Genomic DNA, 24,501 nt, shown 5'->3' with positions numbered 1-24,501 from the left:
CTCGGCGTTCGTGCAAAGCATCGGAAGTGATCGAACGCGCCGTTTCCTTGTCCACGAGAGGAAGTGCGCGGAGTGCCGCAGACGGGTCGGACGCCGATCCATTGATTACGGCGTCGATGGCGTCGGACGAGTCGGCATACAGCGCCGCGTAGGTCGGGAGCTCCTTCGCCGACCGGATGACGGCACTCAGGCGGGGGTCGGTGGGGGTGGCGGGAGCGAAATGTCGCGCTTTCCAGCGATCGAGAGAGGCGCGGTGGAGGGTCTGTGTCTGCGCGACCTGGACGCTCAATCGGGAATCTCGGTACAACGGTTCTCCTCCGGTGTGCGAGCCCGTCCCGGGCCCGGTGCGATGGGGAGCACGCTAGAAGAGTGAGGGCGTTCCTGCATTCGGCTGGCGCGGATGTCAGTAGCCGTGGGGCGAACCGGCAGCGCCCTCCTATCCCGGAGCCCTCAGTGTGTGCGCCTTTCTCAGCTCGGACGTCACGAGGGTCTCCGCTCGGGCGTCAGGAGATCGGCGTGGGGAGGCCGTTGCCCACGCTCCGCGCATCACAGGAAGATCAACACTGTGTAACGCTTCCTGACCACCACCGCCCAGGCGGCTGAGTGAGTTGCCAGAGTGGGTAACGTGTGGGCATCGACGCCCCGCTGCGCTCGTCGCGCGGGGCCGCATTCCTGGAGGACGACATCTTGACTATCACCTCGCGCAAGGCCGCATTCGGCGCACTCGCCGCCCTCAGCGTCACGACGCTTCTCGCCGGCTGCGCCTCCGCCCCCGAGCAGAGCGGCTCCAGCGCCGCCGCGGGTGGCAACTTCCTGCCCTGCATGGTCTCGGACGCGGGCGGGTTCGACGATAAGTCGTTCAACGAACTCGGTTACACCGGCCTCGTGAAGGCGTCGGAGGCACTCGGCGTCACGCCGAAAACCGTCACCTCGGAGTCCGAGACCGACTACGCCCCGAACCTCACCAGCCTGGTCGACCAGGGCTGCAACCTGATCGTCACCGTCGGATTCGCGCTGGCCGAGGCGACGTCGGCCGCCGCCGAGGCGAACAGCGACATCGACTTCGCGATCATCGACGACGCGACGATCGACTTGCCGAACGTCAAGCCCATCACCTTTGACACCTCGCAGGCGGCGTTCCTGGCTGGCTATGCGGCGGCGTCCTCTTCCACGACCGGTGTTGTGGGCACCTACGGCGGCCAGCAGTTCCCGACCGTCACGATCTTCATGGACGGTTACGCGGACGGCGTGAAGTACTTCAACAAGCAGAAGGGAAAGGACGTCAAGGTGGTCGGCTGGGACGTCGACGCGCAGACCGGCTCCTTCACCGGCGGTTTCGCGGCGGGCGTCGAGGCCAAGTCAGCCGCGCAGTCGCTGATCGATCAGAACGCGGACGTCATCCTGCCCGTGGGTGGTCCGATCTTCCAGTCGGCGATCGAGGCGATCCGCGACTCCGGCAAGGACATCGCGATGGTCGGCGTGGACGCGGACCTGTACGAGACCTACCCGGACGGGGGCGACCTGTACCTGACCTCGATCCTCAAGGGCATCGAGGCCGGAACGACCGATGTCACCAGCTCCGCCGGAGCCGACAACTTCGACGCCACCCCGTATGTGGGCACCCTGGACAACGACGGAGTCGGCATTGCGCCGTTCCACGACTTCGAGTCGAAGGTGTCCGGCGACCTCAAGGGCGAGCTCGCCACCATCACGGCGGGCATCATCGACGGGTCGATCACCGTGACCTCCCCCTCGGCGCCGAAGGCGTCCTAGCCATCTGATTGACGAGGCCGGTGGGTCCGAGCACATCTCGGGCCCGCCGGCCTCGTCGTCGCTCCGGCATGCGCATGAATTCCGCTTCGACCGTCCATCCCGGCCGAGCGCGCATCGTGGCGCGAACCGAAAGTTAGATTGGTCCCATGAAGCTGGAACTGCGTGGCATCACGAAGCGTTTCGGCGCGCTCGTGGCCAACGACCACCTCGATCTCACTGTCGAACCCGGCGAGATCCACTGCCTCCTCGGCGAGAACGGCGCGGGCAAGTCGACGCTCATGAACGTGCTCTACGGGCTGTACCAGGCCGAGGAGGGGGAGATCCTGCTGGACGACGTGGTCCAGCACTTCTCTGGTCCGGGTGACGCCATGAAGGCGGGCATCGGCATGGTCCACCAGCACTTCATGCTCGTCCCCGTGTTCACCGTCGCCGAGAACGTCATGCTGGGCCACGAGGAGACGAAGGCCGGCGGACGCCTGGATCTCGCTGCCGCGCGTGCTCGGGTGCGCGAGATCTCGGACCGCTTCGGCTTCGACGTCGATCCGGACGCTCTGGTCGAGGATCTCCCCGTCGGCGTGCAACAGCGGGTCGAGATCATCAAGGCGCTCTCGCGCGACGCCCGCCTGCTCGTTTTCGACGAGCCGACCGCCGTGCTGACCCCGCAGGAGACCGACGAGCTGATCGCGATCATGCGCCAGCTGCGCGCGTCGGGGACGGCCATCGTCTTCATCACGCACAAGCTGCGCGAGGTGCGCGAGGTCGGCGACCGCATCACGGTCATCCGCCTCGGCAGGGTCGTGGGGGAGGCGTCGCCGACGGCGAGCAACGCCGAGCTCGCCTCCCTGATGGTCGGCCGGGCCGTCGAGCTGACGGTGCAGAAGGAACAGGCGGCGCCGGGCGACGAGGCCCTGGTCGTCTCGAACCTCACGGTGCGCGACGCCAACGGGCAGGCCGTTGTCGATGACGTCTCGTTCGAGGTGCGCCGTGGCGAGATCCTCGCCATCGCGGGAGTGCAGGGCAATGGCCAGACGGAGCTCACCGAGGCGATCCTGGGCCTGCACGAGCGGGTCGAGGGCTCGGTGACCCTCGACGGGCGCCGCCTCGACGGCCTGTCCGTGCGCCGGGTCCTGGAGTCTGGAGTCGGATTCGTGCCCGAGGACCGCACAGAGGACGGGCTGGTCGCCGAGTTCACCATCGCCGAGAACCTCATGCTCGACCGCAGCGACAGGGGTCCCTTCGTGAAGGGCCTGGGCCTGCGGCTGAAGGAGCTCGAGCGCTTCGCCGAAGAGCGGGTGCGCGAGTTCGACGTGCGCGCGCAGGGCATCGGCACCCACGTCGGGCGGCTCTCCGGAGGCAACCAGCAGAAGGTGGTGCTCGCGCGCGAGCTCAGCCGGGAGCTGCGCCTGTTCATCGCGGCGCAGCCCACCCGCGGCATCGACGTCGGCTCCATCGAGTTCGTGCACAAGCGCATCGTCGAGACCCGCGACACCGGCGTCCCCGTGATCGTCGTCTCGACCGAGTTGGACGAGGTCGCGGCACTCGCCGACCGCATCGCGGTGATGTACAAGGGCGGGATCATCGGCATCGTCCCCGCCGACACCCCACGCGAGGTGTTGGGGCTCATGATGGCCGGGCAGACGCCCGCCGAGAAGGGAGCGGCGGCGTGAGCGACGCGCAACTGCCCGCGGTTGATCCCGACGCGGAAACCGAGAAGGCGACCGGGCTCGAGCCCGGTCAGAAGCCGGGTCAGGAGGCGCGCCCCGGCCCGATCGAGAGCGGCGCCTCGCGGGTGCTGCGCGAGATCCTCTCCGGAACCGCGCTGATGTCGGTGCTCGCCGTACTGCTCTCCCTCATCGCGGGCGGAGTCCTGATCGCCGCGACCGACAAAGAGGTGCAGGCGGCATCGGGCTACTTCTTCGCGCGGCCGCTGGACACGCTGCAGGCGATCTGGCAGTCCGTCTCGGGCGCCTACTCCTCCCTCTTTCAGGGCTCGGTCTACAACTTCCGCCGCGAGGGCTTCGCCAACGGCATCAAACCGCTGACCGACACAGTGGCGTTCGCGACTCCGCTGATCGCGGGCGGGCTCGGGGTGGCGCTGGCGTTCCGCGTGGGCCTGTTCAACATTGGTGGTCGCGGGCAGATGCTGATCGCCGCCGCCTGCGCGGGCTGGGTCGGTTTCTCCTTCGACCTGCCGTGGGGCGTGCACCTGCTGGTGACCCTCGCCGCAGGCATCCTGGGCGGCGCGCTCTGGGGTGGCCTGGTGGGAGTGCTGAAGGCGCGCACGGGCGCGCACGAGGTGATCCTGACGATCATGCTCAACTACGTCGCCTTCTACCTGATCTCGTACCTGCTGCGGACGCCCGGAGCGCTACAGGCGCCCGGCTCGAACAACCCCAAGTCGCCCGGGATGAAGGAGACCGCGGTCTTCCCGGCCCTGCTCGGCCCCGGCTACTCGCTGACCCTGGGCTTCGTCTTTGCGGTGCTGGCGACCGTCTTCGTCTGGTGGCTGCTGAACCGCTCGAGGATCGGCTTTAAGTTCCGCGCGGTGGGGGAGAACCCGCACGCGGCGCGCGTCGCCGGCATCGACGTCAAGAACAGCTACGTGTCCGCGATGCTGCTTTCGGGCGGCCTGCTGGGCCTGGCCGGCAGCGCCCAGGTGATGGGCACCGTGACCACGGGCTTCACCTCCGGGATCGACGCGGGTATCGGCTTCGACGCGATCACGGTCGCGCTACTGGGCCGCTCGCGGCCGTGGGGCGTCTTCTTCGCCGGCATCCTCTTCGGCGCCTTCAAGGCCGGCGGCTACTCGATGCAGGCCGCCGAGGGCGTGCCGATCGACGTGGTCCTGGTCGTTCAGTCGCTGATCGTCCTGTTCATCGCCGCACCGCCGCTGGTGCGCGCGATCTTCCGCCTCCCGACGCCTGGGGCCGCCCCGAAGCGCCGCACCCGCCGCACCTCGGAGGTGTCCGCATGAGCACAGCCGCCGCCACCGCCCCCGATCGGATCGTGATCCGCAGCTGGAAGGCGCCGATCGCGTTCGGGATCTTCGCTCTGCTCGCCGTCGTCCTCTTCGTGGCCCTGGGGCGCGAGGGGACGAGTTCGTTCCGCCTTGCTGCGGGCACGGACTTCTTCGCCCTGCCGGACATCCCCTTCCCGACCCGGGGCACGGGAGTCGTCGTCGCGATCCTCCTGGTCGCGCTGGCCGTCGTGGCGGCAGCGCTCACCCGCGCCGGGCGCCGGATCCCGCTCTGGCTCTCGGCGGCCTTCGCGCTGGTGTTCTTGATCGGGTTCCTGGTCTGGGCCTCGGCCGGCGCCGCGCTGCCCCTCTCCGGGCTGCTACTCGGGACTGTCGGGCTCGCCACTCCGCTGATCTTCGGCTCCCTCGGCGGAGTCATCTCGGAGCGGGTCGGAGTGGTGAACGTCGCGATCGAGGGGCAGCTGCTCGCGGGCGCCTTCACCGCGGCGATGGTCAGCTCGCTGACCCGACAGCCGGTCCTCGGCCTGCTCGCGGCGATGCTCGCGAGCGTGCTGGTTTCTTTCGTGCTGGCGGCTTTTGCGATCACGTACGTGGTCGACCAGGTGATCGTCGGCGTCGTGCTCAACGTGCTGGTGACGGGCCTGACGAGCTTCCTCTATTCCCAGGTGCTCTCGACGGACGCGCCGACGTTCAACTCGCCGGTGAAGTTCGACCGGCTGCCGATCCCGGTGCTCAGCCAGGTGCCGATCGTGGGCGCGGTGCTGTTCAACCAGACCGTCATCGTCTACCTGATGTATGTCGCGATCGTCGCCGTCTGGTGGGGGCTCTTCAGGACGAAGTGGGGGCTGCGACTGCGCGCAGTCGGCGAGCACCCGCAGGCCGCCGATACCGTCGGGATTGACGTGGCGCGCACCCGCTTCTGGAACGTCTCGCTGGCCGGAGCGATCGCCGGAGTCGGCGGCGCGTACTACACGCTCGACGCGGTCGGCGCGTTCGGTAAAGAGATGACCGCGGGTGCCGGCTTCATCGCTCTGGCCGCGGTGATCTTCGGGCGCTGGGACCCGATCAAGGCGACGCTCGCCTCGCTGCTGTTCGGCTTCGCGACCAACCTACAGAACGTGCTCGGTGTCATCGGCTCGCCCGTGCCGAGCGAGTTCATGCTGATGCTGCCCTATGTCGTGACGATCTTCGCGGTCGCCGGCCTCGTCGGCCAGTCCCGCGGACCGGCGGCCGCCGGCAAGCCCTACCTGAAGTCCTGAGAGGAGTCGCCGTGACCGACATCGACTGGGAGGCGCTGCGCGCTGCCGCCGTTGACGCCATGAGCCACGCCTACGTGCCCTACTCGACGTTCCCCGTAGGGGCGGCCGCGCTCGTCGACGACGGGCGGGTGATCTCGGGCTGCAACGTCGAGAACGCCTCCTACGGATTGACGCTCTGCGCGGAGTGCGCGCTGGTGTCCGCGCTGCACATGACGGGCGGCGGCCGACTCGTCGCCTTCACCTGCGTGGACGGCAAGGGCGGCGCGCTGATGCCGTGCGGGCGCTGTCGTCAGCTGCTCTTCGAGCACTCGGCCGAGGGGATGCTGCTCCAGACCGTGTCGGGCGTGAAGACGATCGACGAGGTCATCCCAGACGCCTTCGGCCCGCGCACCCTCGAGGCCTATGCGGCGCAGTAGCACCGCCCCCTTCCCTTCCCGAACCGAGGACTCCGCATGACCCGCTCCACTTCCGTCGAGGCCTTCGACGCCGTCGATATCATCCGCGTCAAGCGTGATCGCGGCACCCTCTCGACCGCCCAGATCGACTGGCTGATCGACGCCTACACCCGCGGCTACGTCGCCGATGAGCAGATGGCGGCTTTCGCGATGGCGGTGCTGCTGAACGGGATGGAGCGCGACGAGATCCGCGACCTCACTCTCGCGATGATCGCCAGCGGCGAGCGGATGCGGTTCGACGGGCTCGGCAAGCGCACCGTCGACAAGCACTCCACCGGCGGTGTCGGCGACAAGATCACGCTGCCGCTCATGCCGCTGGTCGCCTCCTTCGGAGTGGCGGTGCCGCAGCTCTCGGGGCGCGGGCTGGGCCACACGGGCGGCACTCTCGACAAGCTGGAGTCGATCCCCGGCTGGCGGGCGGATCTGGGCAACGAGGAGATGCTCGAGCAGCTGCGCACGGTCGGCGGTGTGATCTGCGCGGCCGGCTCGGGCCTCGCTCCGGCCGACAAGAAGCTCTACGCCCTCCGCGACATCACCGGCACCGTCGAGGCGATCCCGCTGATCGCGTCCTCGATCATGTCGAAGAAGATCGCCGAGGGGACCGACGCCCTGGTGCTCGATGTGAAGTTCGGCTCCGGCGCGTTCATGGTCGACAGGGAGCGCTCGCGCGAGCTCGCCCGAGCGATGGTCGATCTCGGCAACGACGCGGGGGTGCGCACGACCGCGCTTCTGACGAACATGAACGTGCCGCTGGGGTTGGCCATCGGCAACGCGAACGAGGTGCGGGAGTCGGTCGAGGTGCTCGCCGGCGGCGGACCTGCGGACGTCCGCGAGCTGACCGTGGCCCTGGCCCGCGAGATGCTCGCGCTCGCCGGGCAGCCCGACGCGGACGTCGAGCGCGCCCTCGACGGCGGAGTGGCGATGGACACCTGGCGCGCCGTCATCCGCGCCCAGGGCGGAGACCCGGACGCGGCCCTCCCCGAGGCACGCGAGACCTCTGTGGTGCTCGCCGAGCGCGACGGCGTGCTCGTGGAGCAGCAGGCGCTACCGTTCGGGATCGCCGCCTGGCGGTTGGGCGCCGGGCGCGCACGTCAGTCGGACGCTGTGCAGCACGCGGCGGGTGTCGACCTGCATGCGAAGCCCGGCGACGCGGTCCGCGCGGGTCAGCCGCTGTTCACGCTCTCGGCCGACGAGCCGGAGCGCTTCGCGCGAGCGCTGGAGGCCCTGGAGGGCGCCCACCGGATCGGCGATGAGGGCGACGAGGTGCTCGACGGCGGGCCCCTCGTCGCGGAGCGAGTCTCGTGACCGGGACCGGCTCCGCGGCGAAAACTTGGGCTCGCAGAAACGGGTTCGACTCGTGAGACCTGGCGGATCCCGCGAGCCCAGCGGAATTCGACGAGCCGAGGGGCCCGGTCGCGCCGTCGGCGGCCGGGAAGCGCCGCTCGAGGAAGCACCGTCGCCCACCCTCTACTGTGGTCCGGGAACCACCGCCCGACCGCAAGGAGCACCGTGACCGATCAGACCGAGGAGTACCTCCTTCCGGGACAGGGCATCCTCATCGACGAGCTGCCGAAGGTCTCCCTGCACGACCACCTCGATGGGGGCCTGCGCCCGGCAACGATCGTTGAAATCGGCCGCGAGACGGGCGTGCCGCTGCCGGCCGAGGAGCCCGAGGCGCTCGCCGAGTGGTTCCGCGCCACCGCCGACTCCGGGTCCCTCACCGACTACATCGCCACCTTCGAAACGACGGTCGCGGTGATGCAGACGGCCCCGGCGCTCGAGCGCGTGGCCCGCGAGTTCGTGCTCGACCTCGCCGCCGACGGTGTTGTGCACGGCGAGGTGCGCTGGGCGCCCGAGCAGCACCAGCGCGCGGGACTCACGCTCGACCAGGCCGTCGAAGCGGTGCAGGAGGGCCTTCAGCAGGGCATCCAGGAAGCGGCGGAGCAGGGCTACCGGCTCCGCGTCGGACAGCTGATCAGCGCGATGCGGCACGCCGACCGCTCCCTCGAGATCGCGGAGCTGGCGCTGCGGCACCGCGAGCGCGGCGTCGTCGGCTTCGACATCGCGGGAGCGGAGGCGGGTTTCCCGGCCTCGCGCCACCGCGCCGCCTTCGAGCTGCTCGCGGCGGCGCACTTCCCGACGACTGTGCACGCGGGGGAGGCGGACGGCCTCGACAGCATCCGCTCCGCCCTGCTCGACGGACGCGCGCTGCGCCTGGGTCACGGCGTCCGACTCGCCGAGGACATCCGTATCGAGCGCCAGGATGACGACGCGAGCTACGTGACACTTGGCGAACTCTCGGAATGGGTGAAGGACCGCGAGATCGCGCTGGAACTCAGCCCCTCCTCCAACCTGCAGACCGGCGCCATCGCCGCGTGGGGCTCGGAGCTGATCGACCACCCCTTCGACCTGCTCTACCAGCTCGGCTTCCGCGTGACGGTGAACACCGACAACCGGCTGGTGAGCGCGACCACTCTGAGCCGCGAGCTCGCGCTCCTCTCCGACACGTTCGGTTACGACCTCGACGACATCGAGACGTTCCAGCTGAACGCGGCCCACGCCGCGTTCCTGCCGCTCGACGAGCGTCGAGACCTCGTCGAGACGATCAGCGCCGGCTTCGAGGCGGCCTGACCGTGCCGCTGGACGCGCTGCCCGAGGAGGCGGTGGCCCTGCGCCACTCCGCTGGATCCTGGCGCGAGGCCGTGCTCGAGGCCGGACGCGCCCTCGAGCGCACTGGAGCGGTCGACGCCGCCTACTCCCGGCGGATGGTCGAGCAGGTCGACGTGCTCGGCCCCTACATCGTCCTTGCGCCGGGGCTCGCCCTCGCGCACGCCCGGCCGGGCAACGACGTGTTCGCCGACGGCCTCTCCGTCGTCACGCTCGCCGAACCGGTCGCCTTCGGGCACAGCACCAACGACCCGGTCTCTGTCGTCATCGGGATCGCGGCCACCCGAGCGCACGGTCACCTCGGCTTTGTCTCCGGACTCGCCGACGTGCTCAGCCGCCCGGACGCGGTCGGCGCACTCGCCGCCGCCCGCACCGTCCGCAGCATCAACGCCGTCCTCACCGACGACACCCCGCACCACCCGCACCAAGGAAGAAGCGCATGAAGATCGTCACCCTCTGCGGCGCCGGAATCGGCACCTCCGCCATCCTCAAGCTCGGCGCCGAGCGCGCACTCGAAACCCTCGACCTCGAAGCCGAGGTCATCGCCTCCGACCTGAGTTCCGTCGACGCGCTCGCTGCCGACGCGCAGGTGATCCTTACCTCCAGCGAACTCGTCGACCACATCGGCCGCACCTTCGCCGAAGTCGTCATCATCGACAACTACCTCGACCAGAACGAGATCACGGCGAAGATCGAGAAAGCGCTGGGCTGAGTCCTCGTCTGAGCTGCTCCTCGCGCGGGTGGGCTGTGTTGTTTTCTGAGCCGCTCCTTGCGCGGCTCAGCGCGGTTGGCTTGGTGATGGGGTGCTTTGTGTAGAGCGGGGTGCGTCGGGCTGTCTCGAATCGCTGGTGCGCGATTCTCGGGTGGGCCCTCTGCCTGGAGGTGAGAGGGCTGTTTGGTGATGGGGTGCTTTGTGTAGAGCGGGGTGGGTCGGGCTGTCTCGAATCGCTGGTACGCGATTCTCGGGTGGGCCCTCTGCCTGGGGGTGAGAGCGGGCGGGTGGTTGCGGTGGCCGAGGAGCGGCGGAGCGGGCGATCGGTTCGCCGGGTGGGACGCTGCTCGGGCGCGCCCTCCACCGTGCGGTGAGAGGGGGCTGGCCGCGGCCAGTCCTGGGTCAGGCGAGCAGGGCGGCGGCGCCGGCGCGCAGAGCGGCGAGGCGGGACGAGACGGCTGAGCGGCGGGCGGTGGCGGCGGGCTCGTGCGACCAGGCGTCGAGGTAGAGCTTCACCTTCGGCTCCGTGCCGCTCGGGCGCGCGATGAGGCGGGCCCCGTCGAGGGAGAAGCGCAGCGCGTCGGTCGGGGGCAGCGCGCCGCCCTCGGCGAGCAGGTCCTCGCTCCGCTCGACGGCGAGCCCGCCGATCGCGATGGGAGGGGTCGCCCGCAGCCCGGCCATGATCCGGCCAATCTCGGAGAGATCGGTCACGCGGAGCGAGATCTGCTCCGACCCGAAGAGCCCGAACCGCTCCGCGAACGCCGCCAGCTCATCATCGACGGTGCGCTCCTCGGCGGCGAGAGCACTGGCGAGGGAGAGGAAGGCGAGCGCGGCCGAGACACCGTCCTTATCGCGGACCGTGCCGGGATTCACGAGGTAGCCAAGCGCCTCCTCGTAGCCGAAAACGAGGTCGGGGACCCGCGAAATCCATTTGAAGCCCGTGAGCGTCTCGGCGAAATCGAGACCGTAGTCTGTCGCGACGGCGCCCAGAGCGGGGGACGAGACGATCGAGCAGGCGAGAGCCCCGCCACTGCGGCCCTCCCGGCGGGCCTGCTCGGCCGCGCGCCAGCCCAGGAGCGCTCCGACCTCGTTGCCGGTGAGACGACGGAAGCCCTCGGGAGTGGAGGCATCGGGCACGGCGGCGGCGAAGCGGTCGGCATCCGGGTCGTTCGCGACGATCAGCTCAGCGCGGCCGGAGCGCGCGGTCGCGAACGCCAGGTCCAGCGCGCCCGCCTCCTCCGGATTCGGGAACGTGACCGTGGGAAACGCCGCATCCGGCTCGATCTGCTCGACCACGACGGCGGGCTCGTCGAAGCCGGCCGCCGAGAGCACCCGGTGCGCCGTCTCCCACCCCACCCCGTGCATCGCCGTGTAGACCACGCGCAGCGGAGCCGACTGCCGGCCGACCGCGGCGGTCGCCTCGACATAGGCGGTCACCACAGATTCGTCCGCGAGCCGGTAGTCGCCGCGCGGCAACTCCGGGACCCGCCTGTCGCGCGCGACCGCGAGGATCCGCTCGGCGATCTCGGAGTCGGCGGGCGGCACGATCTGCGAGCCCTCGTCGGCGCCGCCGAGGTACACCTTGTAGCCGTTGTCCTGCGGCGGATTGTGGCTCGCCGTGACCATCACCCCGGCGTCCGCGCCGAGGTGGCGCACGGCGAAGGCCAGCACCGGAGTGGGCAGCAGGCGCGGCAGCAGCACCGCGTCGACCCCGGCGCCCGCCATCAGCGCAGCGGAGTCCTCGGCGAAGATCCGCGAGTTCTTCCGGCCGTCGAAGCCGATCACGACCACCGGCCGCGAGAGGCCCTGCGCGAGCAGGTGGTCCGCGAGGCCGACGGCGGCCTGCGAGACCAGCACGCGGTTCATCCGATTGGAGCCGGCCGCGATCGAGCCCCGCAGGCCCGCGGTACCGAAGGCCAGGCGTGCGCCGAAGCGGTCCTCCAGCTCGGCCTGCGCCGAGGCGTCACCGGAGTCGGAGGCGCTCAGCAGGCCGACCAACTCCGCGCGCGTCTCGGGGTCGGGGTCCTGCGCGAGCCAGTCCGCGGCGAGGTCTCGGACGTCGGCGCTCACAGCGCGCTCGTGATCCCGGTGAGCAGGCGGGCGAGGTCGTCCTCGGCGTCGCGACCGGCCTCCAGGACCTCCTCGTGGCTGAGGGGCGTCTTCTGGATCCCCGCGGCGAGGTTCGTGATGAGCGACATGCCCAGGACCTCCATGCCCGCCTCGCGCGCGGCGATGGCCTCGAGGGCGGTCGACATGCCGACGATGTGCCCGCCGATGATCTTCGCCATCTGCACCTCGGCCGGGCTCTCGTAGTGCGGGCCGCGGAACTGCACGTACACGCCCTCGTCGAGTTCCGGCCGCGTGCCGCGGGCCAGCTCGCGGAGCCGGGCGGAATAGAGGTCGGTGAGGTCGATGAAGGTCGCGCCCTCCAGCGGGGAGTCGGCGGTCAGGTTGATGTGGTCGCTGATCAAGACCGGCGTTCCCGGCGTCCAGTGCTCCTTGATACCGCCGGCGCCGTTGGTGAGGATCATCACCGAGGCGCCCGTCGCGGCGGCGGTGCGGACGCTGTGCGCGACACGCCGCACGCCGTAGCCCTCGTAGTAGTGGGTGCGCGCGCCGATGATCAGCGCGCGCTTGCCGGTGGGCAGCAGCACGGAGCGCAGCGTGCCGCCGTGGCCATGCACGGCCGGCTGTGAGAACCCGAGGATCTCGGTGGCGTGGACTGTCGCGGTCGTCTCGCCGATCGCGTCGGCGGCCTTGCCCCAGCCGCTGCCCAGGGTGAGGGCGATGTCGTGCTTCTCCACGCCTGTCGCCTCGGCGATCTGTGCGGCGGCGCGGGCCGCGATCTCGAAGGGATCGGCGTCGGGAGTGTCGAGCGGATGCAGGGTCAGGTCGGCCATTCTTCCACCCTACCGAGGGGTCGTAGCCTGTCGGAGGCGACTCCCGCGGTCACTCGGGAACCCCGCAATTGGGTGAACACTCAGTCAGAGGGGACAATGGGACTCATGGCTTACGAGTTCGAGCGCGCGCAGAGGATCGCTGTACTCGGAGGGGGCCCGGGGGGCTATGAGGCCGCCATTGCGGGGGCGCAGCTCGGCGCCGAGGTCACCCTCGTCGAGCGGGTCGGAGTGGGCGGCTCGGCCGTCATCACGGACGTCGTCCCGTCGAAGTCGCTGATTGCGACGGCCGAGGCCACGAACGCCATCGGCGAAGCTGCCGACCTCGGCGTGCAGTTCTTCACCCGCTCGGAGCAGAACAAGCCGGTCCGTCCGGACGTGGCGGTGAACCTCGCGACGGTGAACAAGCGCCTCCTCGGCCTCGCACGCCAGCAGTCCGAGGACATGCGCGCGAACCTGGTGCACAACGGCGTCCGCATCGTGCAGGGCGACGGTCGCCTGGACGGCTCCAACGCGCTGATCGTGTCGACGGCGGCCGGCGGCGAGGGCACGGACTTCGACCGCATCGAGGCGGACACCATCATCGTGTCGGTCGGTGCCAGTCCGCGAGTGCTCCCGACGGCGGCTCCCGACGGCGAGCGGATCCTCAGCTGGACCCAGCTCTACAACCTCACGTCCGTCCCCGAGCACCTGATCGTGGTCGGCTCCGGAGTGACCGGAGCGGAGTTCGCCTCCGCCTACCGCGCGCTCGGCGCCCGGGTCACCCTCATCTCCTCCCGTGACCAGGTGCTGCCCGGCGAGGACGCCGACGCGGCCGCCGTGATCGAGAACGTCTTCAAGCGCAATGGCATGGTCGTGCTCTCGAAGTCGCGCGCCGACCGCGTCGAGCGGACCGAGACGGGCGTGCAGGCCGTGCTCTCGGACGGACGTGTCGTCGAGGGCTCGCACTGCCTGATGGCCGTCGGCTCGGTGCCGAACACGGTGGGGATCGGCCTGGAGGACGCCGGCGTGCAGCTGACGGAATCGGGTCACATCCGCGTCAACCGCGTCGCCCGCACCAGCGTCCCCTCCATCTATGCGGCGGGGGATTGCACCACGTTCCTCCCGCTCGCCTCCGTCGCCGCCATGCAGGGCCGCACCGGCGTGTTCCACGCGATGGGGGACGCCGTGAACCCGACCGAGGTCCGCAATGTCGCGGCGAACATCTTCACGCAGCCCGAGATCGCGACCGTCGGCTGGAATCAGCGCGAGATCGAGGAGGGGATCGCGCAGGGCGAGATCTACAAGCTCCCGCTCGCCGCGAATCCGCGGGCGAAGATGATGGGCATCCGCGACGGTTTCGTGAAGCTGTTCGCGCGCACCGGCTCCGGCACCGTCATCGGAGGCGTCATCGTCGCCCCGAAGGCGAGCGAGCTGATCTTCCCGCTAGCTCTCGCCGTCGAGCACCGTCTGACCGTCGACCAAGTCGCCCGTGCCTTCACCGTCTACCCGAGCCTCACCGGCTCGATCTCGGACGCTGCCCGCGCCATGCACATCGTCACCTAAGGCACTCCCGCCAAGGCACTCCCCGCCCTGAGGGAACCCCGAACCGTCGAGGGAACCAGCTGGAAGAGGTTCCCTCGACGGTTCGGGGTTCCCTCGCGGCAGACCGCTAGGGGCTGACGATGTGCAGGAGCACATGGCCAGCGGGGACGGTGGAGCCGGCCTGCGCGTTGAGGGTCGTGACGGTGCCGTCCTTGTGGGCGGTGAGCGGCTGCTCCATCTTCATCGCTTCGAGCACGACGACGAGGTCGCCGGCGACGACGGTGTCGCCCTCGGCGACGGCGACCTTGACGATCGTGGCCTGCATCGGCGAGGCCACCGAGTCGCCCGTGACCGTGCTGACGGAGGAGGAGCCTCGGCGCTTCGGGGTGGCCGCGGCGGCTCCGCGCGCGGGGCCGGAGCCGACGAAGTCGCCGGGCAGGGTGACCTCGACGCGGCGTCCGTCGACCTCGACGACCACGTTCTGGCGGGCTGCCGCCTCGGGGGTCGCGCCGGGCTCGCCGCTCCAGGCCGGGATCGTGTTCTCGAACTCTGTCTCGATCCAGCGGGTGTAGATCGAGAAGGGGGCGCCGCCCGCGGGGGCGAAGGCCGGGTCTTCGACGATCGCGCGGTGGAAGGGGAGCACGGTCGGCAGTCCGGTGACCTCGAACTCGGCAAGCGCGCGGCGCGAGCGCTCGAGCGCCTGCTCGCGGCTGTCGCCGGTGACGATCAACTTTGCGAGAAGCGAGTCGAAGGAGCCGGAGATCACGTCGCCCGCCACGACGCCGGAGTCGACGCGGACCCCGGGTCCGCCGGGCGCCTTGAAGACGTGTACTGGGCCGGGGGCGGGGAGGAAGCCGCGGCCCGCGTCCTCGCCGTTGATCCGGAACTCGAAGGAGTGGCCGCGGGGCGCCGGATCGGCCTCGTCGAGCGCGCCGCCCTCGGCGAGGCGGAACTGCTCGCGGACGAGGTCGATGCCGGTAACCTCCTCCGACACGGGGTGCTCGACCTGGAGGCGCGTGTTCACCTCGAGGAAGGACACCGTGCCGTCCTTGCCGATCAGAAACTCGCAGGTGCCGGCGCCGAGGTAGCCGACCTCCTTCAGGATCGCCTTTGACGCGCGGTAGAGCTCGGCGTTCTGCTCGTCGGTCAGGAACGGCGCGGGCGCCTCCTCCACGAGCTTTTGGTGGCGGCGCTGGAGGGAGCAGTCGCGGGTGGAGACGACGACGACAGTGCCGTACGCATCGGCCAGGCACTGGGTCTCGACGTGGCGCGGCTGATCGAGGTACTTCTCGACGAAGCACTCGCCACGGCCGAAGGCGGCGACGGCTTCGCGGGTGGCGGAGGCGAAGAGCTCCTCGATCTCCTCGCGTTCGCGGGCGACCTTGAGGCCGCGCCCGCCGCCTCCGAACGCCGCCTTGATCGCGACGGGGAGGCCGTGCTGGTCGACGAACTCGAGCACTTCGGCGGCGCCTGAAACGGGATTGAGGGTTCCCGGAGCGAGCGGAGCGCCGACCTTTTCGGCCACATGGCGGGCCGAGACCTTATCGCCCAGGCGTTCGATGGCATCCGGACCGGGGCCAATCCAGATCAGTCCAGCGTCGATGACGGCGCGGGCGAAGTCGGCGTTCTCGGCGAGGAATCCGTAGCCGGGGTGCACGGCGTTGGCCCCGGAGCGGCGCGCCACCGAGAGCAGCTTGTCGATGACGAGGTAGGTCTGGGCGCTGGTGGTCCCGCCGAGGGCGTAGGCCTCGTCGGCGAGGCGGCTGTGCACGGCGTCGCGGTCCTGGTCGGCGTAGACGGCGACGGAGGCGATCCCGCTGTCGCGGGCGGCGCGGATGACTCGGACGGCGATCTCGCCTCGGTTGGCGATGAGCACCTTCGTAATCTTCGGCATGGTTCCCAACCCTAGGGGGGCGCCCGCACCCGGTCCGTCTCGGCTCACCACAAAGAAGAGGGGGGCGTTCGTCGGATCCTCACAACGGTGCGCAGGCGGTCAGCGGTTCCAGAGCGCTGTCCAGTCGACGCCGAGGCTGCGCACCAGCGAGCGGAGGGTCGGCACCGACATCCCGATCACCGTCGAGGGGTCGCCCTCGATCGCGGTGATGAACCCGGCGCCGCGGCCGTCGATCGTGAAGGCGCCGGCCACTTCGAGCGGCTCGCCGGTGGCGACGTAGGCGTCGATCTCGGCGTCGTCGATGTCCGCGGCGAACGTGACGGTGGCGGAGGTGACCGCACCGGCCTGTGCGACGATCCGCCCGCCGCGGTGGTCGATCAACCAGTGGCCGGAGTGGAGGCGGCCGGTGCGTCCGCGCTGGGCCCGCCAGCGCTCGCGGGCTCGCTCCGGCTGGTGCGGCTTGCCGTGTACGACGCCGTCGAGCACGAACGCCGAGTCGCCGCCGAGCACCAGTCCGTCGACCTCGGGATTCAGCACGGCGTGCGCCTTGGCGCGCGCGAGCAGCGAGACGGTGGCGTCCGCATCCAGCACCGCGCCCCGCTCCTGCTCGGCGCGGGCGAGGGCCGCGGGCTCGTCCACCGCGGAGGGGACGACGACGGGCTCGATCCCTGCGGCCCGCAGCAGCGCGAGGCGCGCCGGGGACGTGGAGGCGAGGTAGAGGCGCACGAGGGCTCCCTGCGGCCGGGCCCACGCTGTGGGATGCTCGACGGATGGCACAGACCCCGCCCCGAGTATCCGCCCGCCCCGACGGGGCCGACGACGCACTCGGGACCGAGATCGACCTCGACATTAGCAACGTCGCTCATGGCGGAGTGTTCGTCGCCCGCCACGAGGGCCGCGTCGTCTTCGTCCCGGACGTCCTCCCCGGTGAGCGCGTCCGGGCTCGGGTCAGCGAGGTGCGGCACGACAGCTTCTGGCGAGCCGAGGCCCTGGAGGTGCTGGAGGCCTCGGAGCATCGGGTCGAGCACGTCTGGCCCGAGGCTGATCTCGACCGTCGTCCCGAGGAGCGGGTCGGGGGCGCTGAGTTCGGCCACGCCGACCTGGCCTATCAGCGCGAGCTCAAGCGTCTGGTGCTGGTCGACTCCTTCGCCCGCTTCGCCCGCCGCGACGTGGCGGTGGAGGTCTCGCCGATCGCCAGTGACGACGCGGCCGGCGGCCTCGGCTGGCGCACCCGCAACCGCCTGCACGTCGATGACGACGGCCGCGTCGGTCCGTATGCCGCGCGCAGCCACCACGTCGTTACGGTGCAGTCGCTGCCTCTGGCGACCGCGGACTCGTCGCTGGTCGCACCTCTCGGCGAGCGCCTCGCGCCCGGATCCGTCGTCGACCTCGTGGACGCCGCGGGCTCCGAGGGCGCCGCGGTGCTCGTGCACGACCCCGCCGACAAGCGCGCGCGCCGCGACCGCACCGTGGTGAGCGAGTTCGTCGCCGGCCGCACCTTTCTGGTTGATCGTACCGGCTTCTGGCAGGTGCACCGCGGAGCGGCCGCCGCGCTGTTCGAGGCCGTCCAGGCGGCCGTCGATGCGGAGTCGGCGGATCCGGGCGCGGCGAACCACGACCTCTACGGCGGCGTGGGCCTGCTCGCCGCTGCTCTGGCCGACCGCCTCGGAGCCGGAGTCCGTGTGACCAGCGTCGAGAGCGACTCCCGCGCCACCGAACACGCCCTCGAGAACCTCGCCGACCAGGTCGGCGCCCGTGCGGTGACCGCCCGGGTCGATCGCTACCTCCGCGACGTGCTCGCCCAGGCCGATGCTCGCGAGCGCTCGCGGTGGCGGGCAGCGACGGTGGTCCTCGATCCGCCCCGTTCAGGTGCTGGTCGCGCGGTCACCGAGGCGCTGGCGGAGCTGCGACCAGCCCAACTCGTCTACGTCGCCTGCGATCCGGTCGCGCTCGCCCGTGACGTCGGGGCACTGACCGCGGAGGGCTACGATCTCGCGGCTCTCGACGGGTTCGACCTCTTCCCGCACACCTCGCATGTGGAGGCAGTCGCGCGACTGGTCCGCCGGGGGGACTGACCGGCGGGCTCGCGCCTGCGTAGCATGGGCCGGATGAAACCCGCCGCCCACCATGATGCAGCCGAGGGTCCGCTGGTGCGGGTGGCGATCGTGGACGACCACGAATCCGTGCGCCTCGGCGTCGCCGCCGCCGTCCACAGTGCGGGGATGCAGGTCGTCGCCGCCGCCGAGACGGTGCAGGCGCTCGAGAGCACGATCGGCAGCGCCGAGATCGAAGTGCTCGTCCTGGACCTGTCCCTGAACGACGGATCGAGCATCACCAGCAATGTGAAATGGGGGCAGGTGCGCGGCTCCGCGGTCCTCGTGCACAGCATCGCCGACCGTGTGGTGGCGGTGCGTGAGGCGCTCGCCGCCGGTGCTGCCGGGGTCATCCCCAAGTCTTCGCCGATGTCGACCGTCGTCGCCGCAATTCGCACCGTCGCTCGCGGTGAGGTGCTCAACAATCTGGAGTGGGCCTCGGCGATCGACGCCGACGACGACTTCGCTCGTGCCGTGCTCGGCCGCCGCGAGCGCGACGTTCTGCACCTCTATGCCTCGGGTCTGCCGCTGAAGCTGGTGGCCGATCGGCTCCAGATCTCGGTGTCGACGGCGAAGGAGTATCTCGACCGGATTCGCGAGAAGTACGTCGAGATCGGGCGTCCGGCGCCGACGAAGGTCGATTTGCTGCGGCGCGCGGTCGAGGACGGCATTCTCCCGGGCATCGACCCGGACGACGGCGATGGCGGGCGCTGAGGCCTCGACCGCCCGCCGGAACGCCGGGCGCGAGCGGATCGACACGATCATCAGTACGGTCGTGTCCTTCTTCGGATTCGGTTTCGGCGTGCAGACCGTGCCGCCGATCCTCGCCCAGCTGCCGCTGCTGCGCCCTGAGGTCGCCTGGCCGGTGCTGGTGTTGGTGTTCGGATCGCTAAGCGGCGCCGTGGTCACCGCCGTCCTGCGGCGCGGTTCGCGGGTCACGGCCGTCCTGGTCGCCGTCGGGGTCTTCGTCGCTGTGGTGACCTGGCCGGCGGCCGTCGCTCCCGGGGTCGCTAGCCGCGAGACGCCCTGGGTCTGGTACTTGCTGACCATCGGCACCGCCTTCTGCACCATCGCGGCACCGCTGCGTGTCGCGATCGCGTACGCCGGCGTGACGACCGTGCTGTTCGGGGTGCTCCGCGTGCTGCCCTCCGGAGGCGGAGCGGATCCGACGCGCGCGATCCTCGACGCTGCCTACGTCGGGATCGTCGGTTTCGTGATGCTGGTGCTGATCACCGTGCTCCGGCAATCGGCCGATCAGGTCGACCGCGCTCAGACCACGGCCACGCAGCAGTACGAGGCCGCGATGCGCCAGCACGCCGGCGAGGTGGAGCGGGTCGAGGTCGACGCTCTGGTGCACGACAACGTGCTCGCCACCCTCCTCTCCGCCGCGTCCGCCGAGTCGCCGGCCGAGCGTGCTCTCGTCTCGTCGATGGCGCAGCGCACACTCGCAGTGCTCCTGCCGGATCACGATCCCGAGACGCCGGAGGGCCTGGTCCCGCTGGAGCGCTTGCACCGTCGACTGGCGCTTGCCGCGTCCACCTTCGGGACCGAGATGGCCGTCAAGACGGCGGAGGGTGTGGATCCGCGGCGGACGACTTTGCCCCGCTCGGTGGCCGAGGCGCTGCTCGGAGCCGTTAATCAGGCCCTCGCCAACAGCGTTCAGCACGCCGGACCGAGCGGCAGCGTCCTCCGCGTCGTCCACGGGCTGCTCGGCGACGGCGTCCTGGAGATCGTGGTGGAGGACAACGGTCGCGGCTTCCGGTTGGCCGATGTGCCGCGTGAGCGGCTGGGCATCCGGCTGTCGATCCTCGAGCGGGTGCACAACGCACGCGGCATCGCCCGGATCGATTCGGCTCCGGGAGAGGGGACGCGGGTCGTCCTCTCCTGGCACGCGACTGCAGGAAGTGCGCGATGATCGCCTACCCACGGCCTTTGCTCCAAGGGCTCGGCGCCGGCTTCTCGATCTATCACGTAGTGCTCGCGTTCTTCTCGTTCCGCCTCTCCCCGGCCACTCCCGCCGACCTGATCGCGGTGGCGCTCTACGTCGCGGCGACGGTCGTCGCCCTCTGGCCCGGAGCGACCACCCGGCTCGCGCTCCCGGTCGCGATTGGGATGGCCGTGGTCTCCGTCGCCCTGCCGCTGCTGGTGTCGCCCTCGCTCGACCCGGCCGCCTCCAACGGTTACTCCACCTGGTACATCGCCGCCGTCGGAACTCTGATGACGATCGTCTGCGCCCGGCGACGTCCCGTCTGCGCCTGGATCGGCGTTGGTTTCCTGATCGTGCACACCCTGGTCTGGGCGGGCCCCGCAGCCCTGGCCACCCTCGGCGTCGTCGGCGGTATCGCCTGGGTCGCGATCGCGCAGCTGCTCATCGTCGAGCTGGGGCGGGCGGGATCGGAGGCGCGCGTGCTCGCGGCGGCGGAGCGTGCGGCCGCGTCCTGGCGCGCAGCGGAGGAGGCGCACCTCACCGAGCGCGAGGTGCGCCTCGAGCAGACCCGCGCTCTCGCCTCCGACATGCTGTTGCGCATCGCGCAGCCGGGGCCGGGTCTGAGCGACGACGAGCGGCGCGAGTGCCGCCTGCTCGAGGCGGCGGTGCGCGATGAGATCCGCGGCAGGCGACTGCTCGACGACGAGGTGCGGCGTCTGGTGCTCGACGCGCGGCGTCGCGGGGTGAGCGTCTCGGTGCTCGATGATGGCGGCTTGGACCGCAGCTCCGAGAGTGAGAGCCGCCGCGTGCTCGGCGAGCTCGCCCGGGCGCTCGACAGCATCCGAGAGGAGGTGGACCGGGTGGTCGTGCGGACTGCGTCGGCCGATTCGGCCTCGGCGGTCACCGTCGTGGGATTGCGGACGGCGGGAGATGGCAGTGCGGGGGCCCTGGGTTCCGATGATCCGGGCGACGAGGTCGACGCGTGGGTCGAGATCCGACGCGACGGGCCGAGTGAGCGGGACACCTGGCCGGACGGGACACCTGACCAGGCGGGACACCTGACCAGATAGAGTCCTCCGGCTGCCGGGAAGGCCCCGGCCGTTTAACGGAGTGCGGCGGGCCGTCCACTCCTCCGAAGAGGGGGCCCGGCCCGCCGTCAATCCCCGAGTGAGGGTAACAACCCGAATATTACCCTCACTCGCCCCCAACACACCCGCCTGCTTACCCTGGTCGGCGAGTGATTGGCGGCGCCCCTTCCGAAGGAGAAGCACCGTACGTCGATAAGTGTGCTCGCTCCGTTCGACGGCGCATAGTCAGCACTTTAGGGGACTAATCGGGGGACAAAGTTCACGTTCGGACGCACGGAACGCGCCATCCGCGGTCCATCGGCCCTACGAGCACGATCAGCCGGAGAAGGAGCGCCACGCCCCGAGCGCCGGACGCAGCGGCGAACGCACCGCGCCGGCGCGGTCGTTCCACCCCCCGCTGAACTCGCGGGGTGTCTCGGGCTCCGTCTCGCTCCGTGACGCCACCGCGGTGACGACGGCCGTGACCGCGGCGATCTCGGCGGCGCCAAGGCCGGGGGTGGAGATGACGACGGCGGGGGCGGACTCGATGGCGACCATGCCGTGACGCTATCGCATGCCGTTCTCGGCACGGGGCAGCGGCGCATGGCTATGCTGTCGCCGGATGTCGCCGGAGCGTCGTCTGTCCGTTGCGAACAGGAGCCTCCCGCATGCCGACCTGGATCCCGAGGAGCGGCGCCGCGGTCGTGCGTCCCCTGTGGCTGCTGATCCGGAGATCCCCGGCCGCCGTGGGGTTCGTCCTGGTCCTTCTGGTCGCGAGTGCGGTCACCGGCACCCTTGTCGCCCCCGCGGAGACGACGACCACGGCCTGGTGGGCAGCCGGCGCGACCACGACGCTCGACGGCCGCCCGTGGACGGTGGTCACGTCGCTGGTGATCGCCGCCGATCCGCTGCAGCTGCTCTTGGACGTCGCCCTGGCTCTGCCGATGCTCCTCGCGGCGGAGCGCCGCCTCGGCTGGGCCCGCACCGTCCTCGCCTTCCTCGTCACCGGAGCGCTCGGCGTCCTCATCGGCACCTCACTCCAGGCGATCGGCGCTCTCGCGGGCGAGTGGTGGGCGGGCGACACGGTCGGAGACCGCACCTTCGACCCTCTGATCGGCGCGGTCGGCGCCCTCATCGCCTCGACCGCCTTCATGGGCGCCCTCTGGCGGCGCCGCCTCCGTGTGAGCGTGTTCGCCGTCGTGCTGATGTTCGTGCTCTACGCGGGCGACTCCGCCGATGCCTACCGGCTGCTCGCGGGGGCGATGGGCCTCGTGCTCGGGTCGGTGCTCGCGAGCGGAGTGGTGGGGCTGCGTCCGCAGCGGCCGGCGCCGAGCTCGCACCGGGAGTCGCGGGCCCTGCACGGGGCCGTCGTCGCGGTCACCGCGATCGGCCCGCTCGTCGCCGTCCTCTCGGACTCGGGATACGGGCCATTCTCGTTCCTCGGCCGCCTACTGCAGAGCGCCTTCACCGGCACGACCGATCTCGAGAACCCCTGCAGCCGCGCCGTGCGGCACTGCGCCCACCATGTGAAGCTGAGCCTCGTCGCGCCCGGGCCGATCCTGCTGACCTTCGTCCCGCTCATCCTGCTGCTGGTCGCGGCCTACGGCCTGCGCTCCGGGCGCCGCCTCGGCCTGCTCCTCGCGGTCGGCGTCAACGTCGCCATCGCCATCCTCGACATCTTCTCCTTGCAGCGCGCGGCTCGGCACCCCGAGTTCCAGTACTACGCCGAGTACCTGCTCTGGGTGGCGACCACCGTGCTGGTGCCGCTGGCGGTCGTGGCGATGCTCGTGATCGGGCGCCGGCACTTCCGCATCCGTGCTCCTCGCGCCGCCTCGCGGCTGTGGGCGCGAGTCGTGGCGTCTGCCTTCGTGGCCCTACTCGGCAGCTACCTCGTGCTGTCGGCGGGTGTGCGCACCAGCTTCGAGCCGCTGCTGGGCTTTGGGCGACTGCTGCTCGACGGCCTGCTTCGTTTCGTTCCGGTGAGCTTCTTGGGCGGCGCCGGCCTGCTCGCCGTGCCGCGCGATCCCGCGGCGCGGATCGTCTTCGAGTGGGCCGGTCCGGTGTTCTGGCTGCTCGTCGTCGTGGCGCTCGTCTCGCTGCTCCGCGCGACCGATGTGCAGCGCGTCCGCGGCGACGAGGCGCGCTACCGCGCGCTCCTCTCGCAGCACGGGGCAGGCAGCCTCGGCCACCAGGGGACCTGGGCGGGCAACGCTCACTGGATCTGCGCCGACGGGACCGGCGGAGTTGCCTACCGGGTGATCGGCGCCGTGGCGATCACCCTGTCCGACCCCGCCTGCGCCCCCGAACGGCGGGCCGCGATCGTGGCCGAGTTCGTGCGGTTCTGCGACGAGCGCAGCTGGACTCCCGTCTTCTACAGCGTCCACGACGAGGTGCTGCCCATCTTCGACGACCTGGGCTGGTCGCGCCTCTCGGTGGGCGAGGAGACGATCATCGAGCTGTCCTCGTTCGAGCTCACCGGCAAGCAGTGGCAGAAGGTCCGCTATCCGCTGAACCGGGGAATCAAGCTCGGGATCGAGGCACAGTGGACCAGCTGGCCGGCTCTCTCCCTCGGCATGGCCAACCAGATCATCGACCTGTCGGAGCGGTGGGTCGCCGAGAAGGCGCTACCCGAAATGGGTTTCACCCTGGGCGGGATCGACGAGGTGCGCGATCCCGACGTCGCCCTCCTGCTCGCTGTCGGACCCGACGGCGTCCTGCAGGGCGTCACGAGCTGGCTGCCGGTGCACCGTGAGGGCCGGATCGTCGGCTGGACCCTCGACTTCATGCGTCGGTCCGACGACGCGATGCCCGGCATCATGGAGTTCCTGATCGCGTCGGCGGCGCTGCGTGTGAAGGAAGAGGGTGCAGAGTTCCTGTCGCTGTCGGGCGCGCCGCTGGCCACCGCCCCGATCCAGGAGGGGCAGGAGGCGCCCGACCCGACCGTCCTCTCGCGGCTGCTCGAGTTCCTCTCGCGCACGCTGGAGCCGGCCTACGGCTTCACGTCGCTCTTCCGCTTCAAGGCGAAGTTCCACCCGCGCTACGCGGGTCTGTGGATGACCTACCCCGATGCCTTGCAACTCCCGCGCATCGGAGCCGCTCTGGGCCGCGCGTACCTGCCTGACCTCTCCGCGGCGCAGGCCCTCGCCTTCGCGCGCGTGGTCGGCGCGAAACCGGAGGAGAAGGCCCCCGCCGCCGCGCCCGCGCAGCCGGTGACGCAGCCGGCTCCGCCAGACGCCTCCGACTGACCCGCCCGAGA

Annotated in this window: 20 protein-coding genes; 15 read left to right on the top strand and 5 right to left on the bottom strand. The window is 70.6% G+C overall.

The genetic code is table 11. The features are described 5' to 3' along the window. Nucleotides 1–687 precede the first annotated feature (687 nt). The 9 genes from C1O28_RS09420 (at nucleotide 688) to C1O28_RS09380 (ending at nucleotide 9,843) form a co-directional block, all read left to right on the top strand. On the top strand, nucleotides 688–1,773 hold the full coding sequence (locus C1O28_RS09420; protein ID WP_097165676.1) for a BMP family lipoprotein: 1,086 nt from the start codon (nucleotides 688–690) through the stop codon (nucleotides 1,771–1,773). Nucleotides 1,774–1,919: 146 nt separating this feature from the next. Next, nucleotides 1,920–3,440 (top strand): ABC transporter ATP-binding protein, encoded by a 1,521-nt coding sequence (locus C1O28_RS09415; RefSeq protein WP_097165473.1) that lies wholly within the window; start codon nucleotides 1,920–1,922, stop codon nucleotides 3,438–3,440. Further along, on the top strand, nucleotides 3,437–4,747 hold the full coding sequence (locus C1O28_RS09410) for an ABC transporter permease (RefSeq protein ID WP_207759876.1): 1,311 nt from the start codon (nucleotides 3,437–3,439) through the stop codon (nucleotides 4,745–4,747). The genes C1O28_RS09415 and C1O28_RS09410 overlap by 4 nt, the downstream gene beginning before the upstream one ends. Further along, on the top strand, nucleotides 4,744–6,009 hold the full coding sequence (locus C1O28_RS09405) for an ABC transporter permease (protein WP_097165474.1): 1,266 nt from the start codon (nucleotides 4,744–4,746) through the stop codon (nucleotides 6,007–6,009). The genes C1O28_RS09410 and C1O28_RS09405 overlap by 4 nt, the downstream gene beginning before the upstream one ends. An 11-nt stretch (nucleotides 6,010–6,020) precedes the next feature. After that, nucleotides 6,021–6,425, top strand: coding sequence for a cytidine deaminase (locus C1O28_RS09400; protein WP_097165475.1), 405 nt, complete (start codon nucleotides 6,021–6,023; stop codon nucleotides 6,423–6,425). 36 nt (nucleotides 6,426–6,461) lie between these two features. Further along, nucleotides 6,462–7,769, top strand: a complete 1,308-nt coding sequence (locus C1O28_RS09395) for a thymidine phosphorylase (RefSeq protein WP_097165476.1) — start codon at nucleotides 6,462–6,464, stop codon at nucleotides 7,767–7,769. Between the two features lie 204 nt (nucleotides 7,770–7,973). After that, nucleotides 7,974–9,095: an adenosine deaminase gene (locus C1O28_RS09390; RefSeq protein ID WP_097165477.1), complete on the top strand. Its 1,122-nt coding sequence runs from the start codon at nucleotides 7,974–7,976 to the stop codon at nucleotides 9,093–9,095. Between the two features lie 2 nt (nucleotides 9,096–9,097). Continuing rightward, nucleotides 9,098–9,574: a PTS sugar transporter subunit IIA gene (locus tag C1O28_RS09385; RefSeq protein ID WP_097165478.1), complete on the top strand. Its 477-nt coding sequence runs from the start codon at nucleotides 9,098–9,100 to the stop codon at nucleotides 9,572–9,574. Beyond that, a complete protein-coding gene (locus C1O28_RS09380; protein WP_097165479.1) occupies nucleotides 9,571–9,843 on the top strand; it encodes a PTS sugar transporter subunit IIB in 273 nt (90 codons plus the stop codon). The genes C1O28_RS09385 and C1O28_RS09380 overlap by 4 nt, the downstream gene beginning before the upstream one ends. Before the next feature lie 402 nt (nucleotides 9,844–10,245). Here the strand turns inward: C1O28_RS09380 and C1O28_RS09375 are convergent, their stop codons facing one another. Further along, on the bottom strand, nucleotides 10,246–11,913 hold the full coding sequence (locus C1O28_RS09375) for a phospho-sugar mutase (RefSeq protein ID WP_097165480.1): 1,668 nt from the start codon (nucleotides 11,911–11,913) through the stop codon (nucleotides 10,246–10,248). Then, entirely contained in the window at nucleotides 11,910–12,743 is an 834-nt protein-coding gene (locus C1O28_RS09370; RefSeq protein WP_097165481.1) for a purine-nucleoside phosphorylase, read from the bottom strand. Before C1O28_RS09370 ends, C1O28_RS09375 begins: the two co-directional genes overlap by 4 nt. 105 nt (nucleotides 12,744–12,848) lie before the next feature. On the opposite strand from C1O28_RS09370, the gene C1O28_RS09365 reads away from it, so the two are divergent. Next, nucleotides 12,849–14,285: an NAD(P)H-quinone dehydrogenase gene (locus C1O28_RS09365; RefSeq protein WP_097165678.1), complete on the top strand. Its 1,437-nt coding sequence runs from the start codon at nucleotides 12,849–12,851 to the stop codon at nucleotides 14,283–14,285. Between the two features lie 106 nt (nucleotides 14,286–14,391). Here the strand turns inward: C1O28_RS09365 and C1O28_RS09360 are convergent, their stop codons facing one another. Then, entirely contained in the window at nucleotides 14,392–16,158 is a 1,767-nt protein-coding gene (locus tag C1O28_RS09360; RefSeq protein ID WP_097165482.1) for an acetyl/propionyl/methylcrotonyl-CoA carboxylase subunit alpha, read from the bottom strand. A 99-nt stretch (nucleotides 16,159–16,257) separates the two neighbouring features. Continuing rightward, the gene (locus tag C1O28_RS09355; protein ID WP_097165483.1) at nucleotides 16,258–16,884 is read right to left on the bottom strand and encodes a Maf family protein; all 627 of its coding nucleotides are present in this window, start codon (nucleotides 16,882–16,884) and stop codon (nucleotides 16,258–16,260) included. 44 nt (nucleotides 16,885–16,928) lie between these two features. On the opposite strand from C1O28_RS09355, the gene C1O28_RS09350 reads away from it, so the two are divergent. From C1O28_RS09350 to C1O28_RS09335, 4 genes are read left to right on the top strand one after another with little or no spacing between them, the layout of a single operon-like run. After that, nucleotides 16,929–18,233, top strand: coding sequence for a class I SAM-dependent RNA methyltransferase (locus C1O28_RS09350; RefSeq protein WP_122999643.1), 1,305 nt, complete (start codon nucleotides 16,929–16,931; stop codon nucleotides 18,231–18,233). 33 nt (nucleotides 18,234–18,266) lie between these two features. Then, nucleotides 18,267–18,965 (top strand): response regulator transcription factor, encoded by a 699-nt coding sequence (locus tag C1O28_RS09345; RefSeq protein WP_419866640.1) that lies wholly within the window; start codon nucleotides 18,267–18,269, stop codon nucleotides 18,963–18,965. Then, nucleotides 18,952–20,166, top strand: a complete 1,215-nt coding sequence (locus tag C1O28_RS09340) for a sensor histidine kinase (protein ID WP_097165485.1) — start codon at nucleotides 18,952–18,954, stop codon at nucleotides 20,164–20,166. The genes C1O28_RS09345 and C1O28_RS09340 overlap by 14 nt, the downstream gene beginning before the upstream one ends. Then, nucleotides 20,163–21,248 (top strand): hypothetical protein, encoded by a 1,086-nt coding sequence (locus tag C1O28_RS09335; RefSeq protein WP_097165486.1) that lies wholly within the window; start codon nucleotides 20,163–20,165, stop codon nucleotides 21,246–21,248. Before C1O28_RS09340 ends, C1O28_RS09335 begins: the two co-directional genes overlap by 4 nt. A 333-nt stretch (nucleotides 21,249–21,581) precedes the next feature. Here the strand turns inward: C1O28_RS09335 and C1O28_RS09330 are convergent, their stop codons facing one another. After that, nucleotides 21,582–21,803, bottom strand: coding sequence for an acyl-CoA carboxylase epsilon subunit (locus C1O28_RS09330; RefSeq protein WP_097165487.1), 222 nt, complete (start codon nucleotides 21,801–21,803; stop codon nucleotides 21,582–21,584). A gap of 110 nt (nucleotides 21,804–21,913) precedes the next feature. On the opposite strand from C1O28_RS09330, the gene C1O28_RS09325 reads away from it, so the two are divergent. Continuing rightward, entirely contained in the window at nucleotides 21,914–24,490 is a 2,577-nt protein-coding gene (locus tag C1O28_RS09325; protein WP_097165488.1) for a DUF2156 domain-containing protein, read from the top strand. The last annotated feature ends 11 nt before the right edge of the window (nucleotides 24,491–24,501 follow it).

Source organism: Rathayibacter rathayi, from assembly GCF_004011095.1.
Classification (GTDB): Bacteria; Actinomycetota; Actinomycetes; order Actinomycetales; family Microbacteriaceae; genus Rathayibacter; species Rathayibacter rathayi.
The sequence above is the reverse complement of the archived record's forward strand: the minus strand, read 5'-3'. Positions and strand labels throughout refer to the sequence as shown.

What these genes read in the sequence shown, in the direction of transcription:
- C1O28_RS09325 (WP_097165488.1), top strand. Translation starts at nt 21,914, where the DNA reads ATGCCGACCTGGATCCCGAGGAGCGGCGCCGCGGTCGTGCGTCCCCTG.
- C1O28_RS09340 (WP_097165485.1), top strand. Translation starts at nt 18,952, where the DNA reads ATGGCGGGCGCTGAGGCCTCGACCGCCCGCCGGAACGCCGGGCGCGAG.
- C1O28_RS09350 (WP_122999643.1), top strand. Translation starts at nt 16,929, where the DNA reads ATGGCACAGACCCCGCCCCGAGTATCCGCCCGCCCCGACGGGGCCGAC.
- C1O28_RS09405 (WP_097165474.1), top strand. Translation starts at nt 4,744, where the DNA reads ATGAGCACAGCCGCCGCCACCGCCCCCGATCGGATCGTGATCCGCAGC.
- C1O28_RS09370 (WP_097165481.1), bottom strand. Translation starts at nt 12,743, where the DNA reads ATGGCCGACCTGACCCTGCATCCGCTCGACACTCCCGACGCCGATCCC.
- C1O28_RS09330 (WP_097165487.1), bottom strand. Translation starts at nt 21,803, where the DNA reads ATGGTCGCCATCGAGTCCGCCCCCGCCGTCGTCATCTCCACCCCCGGC.
- C1O28_RS09365 (WP_097165678.1), top strand. Translation starts at nt 12,849, where the DNA reads ATGGCTTACGAGTTCGAGCGCGCGCAGAGGATCGCTGTACTCGGAGGG.
- C1O28_RS09360 (WP_097165482.1), bottom strand. Translation starts at nt 16,158, where the DNA reads ATGCCGAAGATTACGAAGGTGCTCATCGCCAACCGAGGCGAGATCGCC.
- C1O28_RS09345 (WP_419866640.1), top strand. Translation starts at nt 18,267, where the DNA reads ATGAAACCCGCCGCCCACCATGATGCAGCCGAGGGTCCGCTGGTGCGG.
- C1O28_RS09395 (WP_097165476.1), top strand. Translation starts at nt 6,462, where the DNA reads ATGACCCGCTCCACTTCCGTCGAGGCCTTCGACGCCGTCGATATCATC.
- C1O28_RS09380 (WP_097165479.1), top strand. Translation starts at nt 9,571, where the DNA reads ATGAAGATCGTCACCCTCTGCGGCGCCGGAATCGGCACCTCCGCCATC.
- C1O28_RS09415 (WP_097165473.1), top strand. Translation starts at nt 1,920, where the DNA reads ATGAAGCTGGAACTGCGTGGCATCACGAAGCGTTTCGGCGCGCTCGTG.
- C1O28_RS09335 (WP_097165486.1), top strand. Translation starts at nt 20,163, where the DNA reads ATGATCGCCTACCCACGGCCTTTGCTCCAAGGGCTCGGCGCCGGCTTC.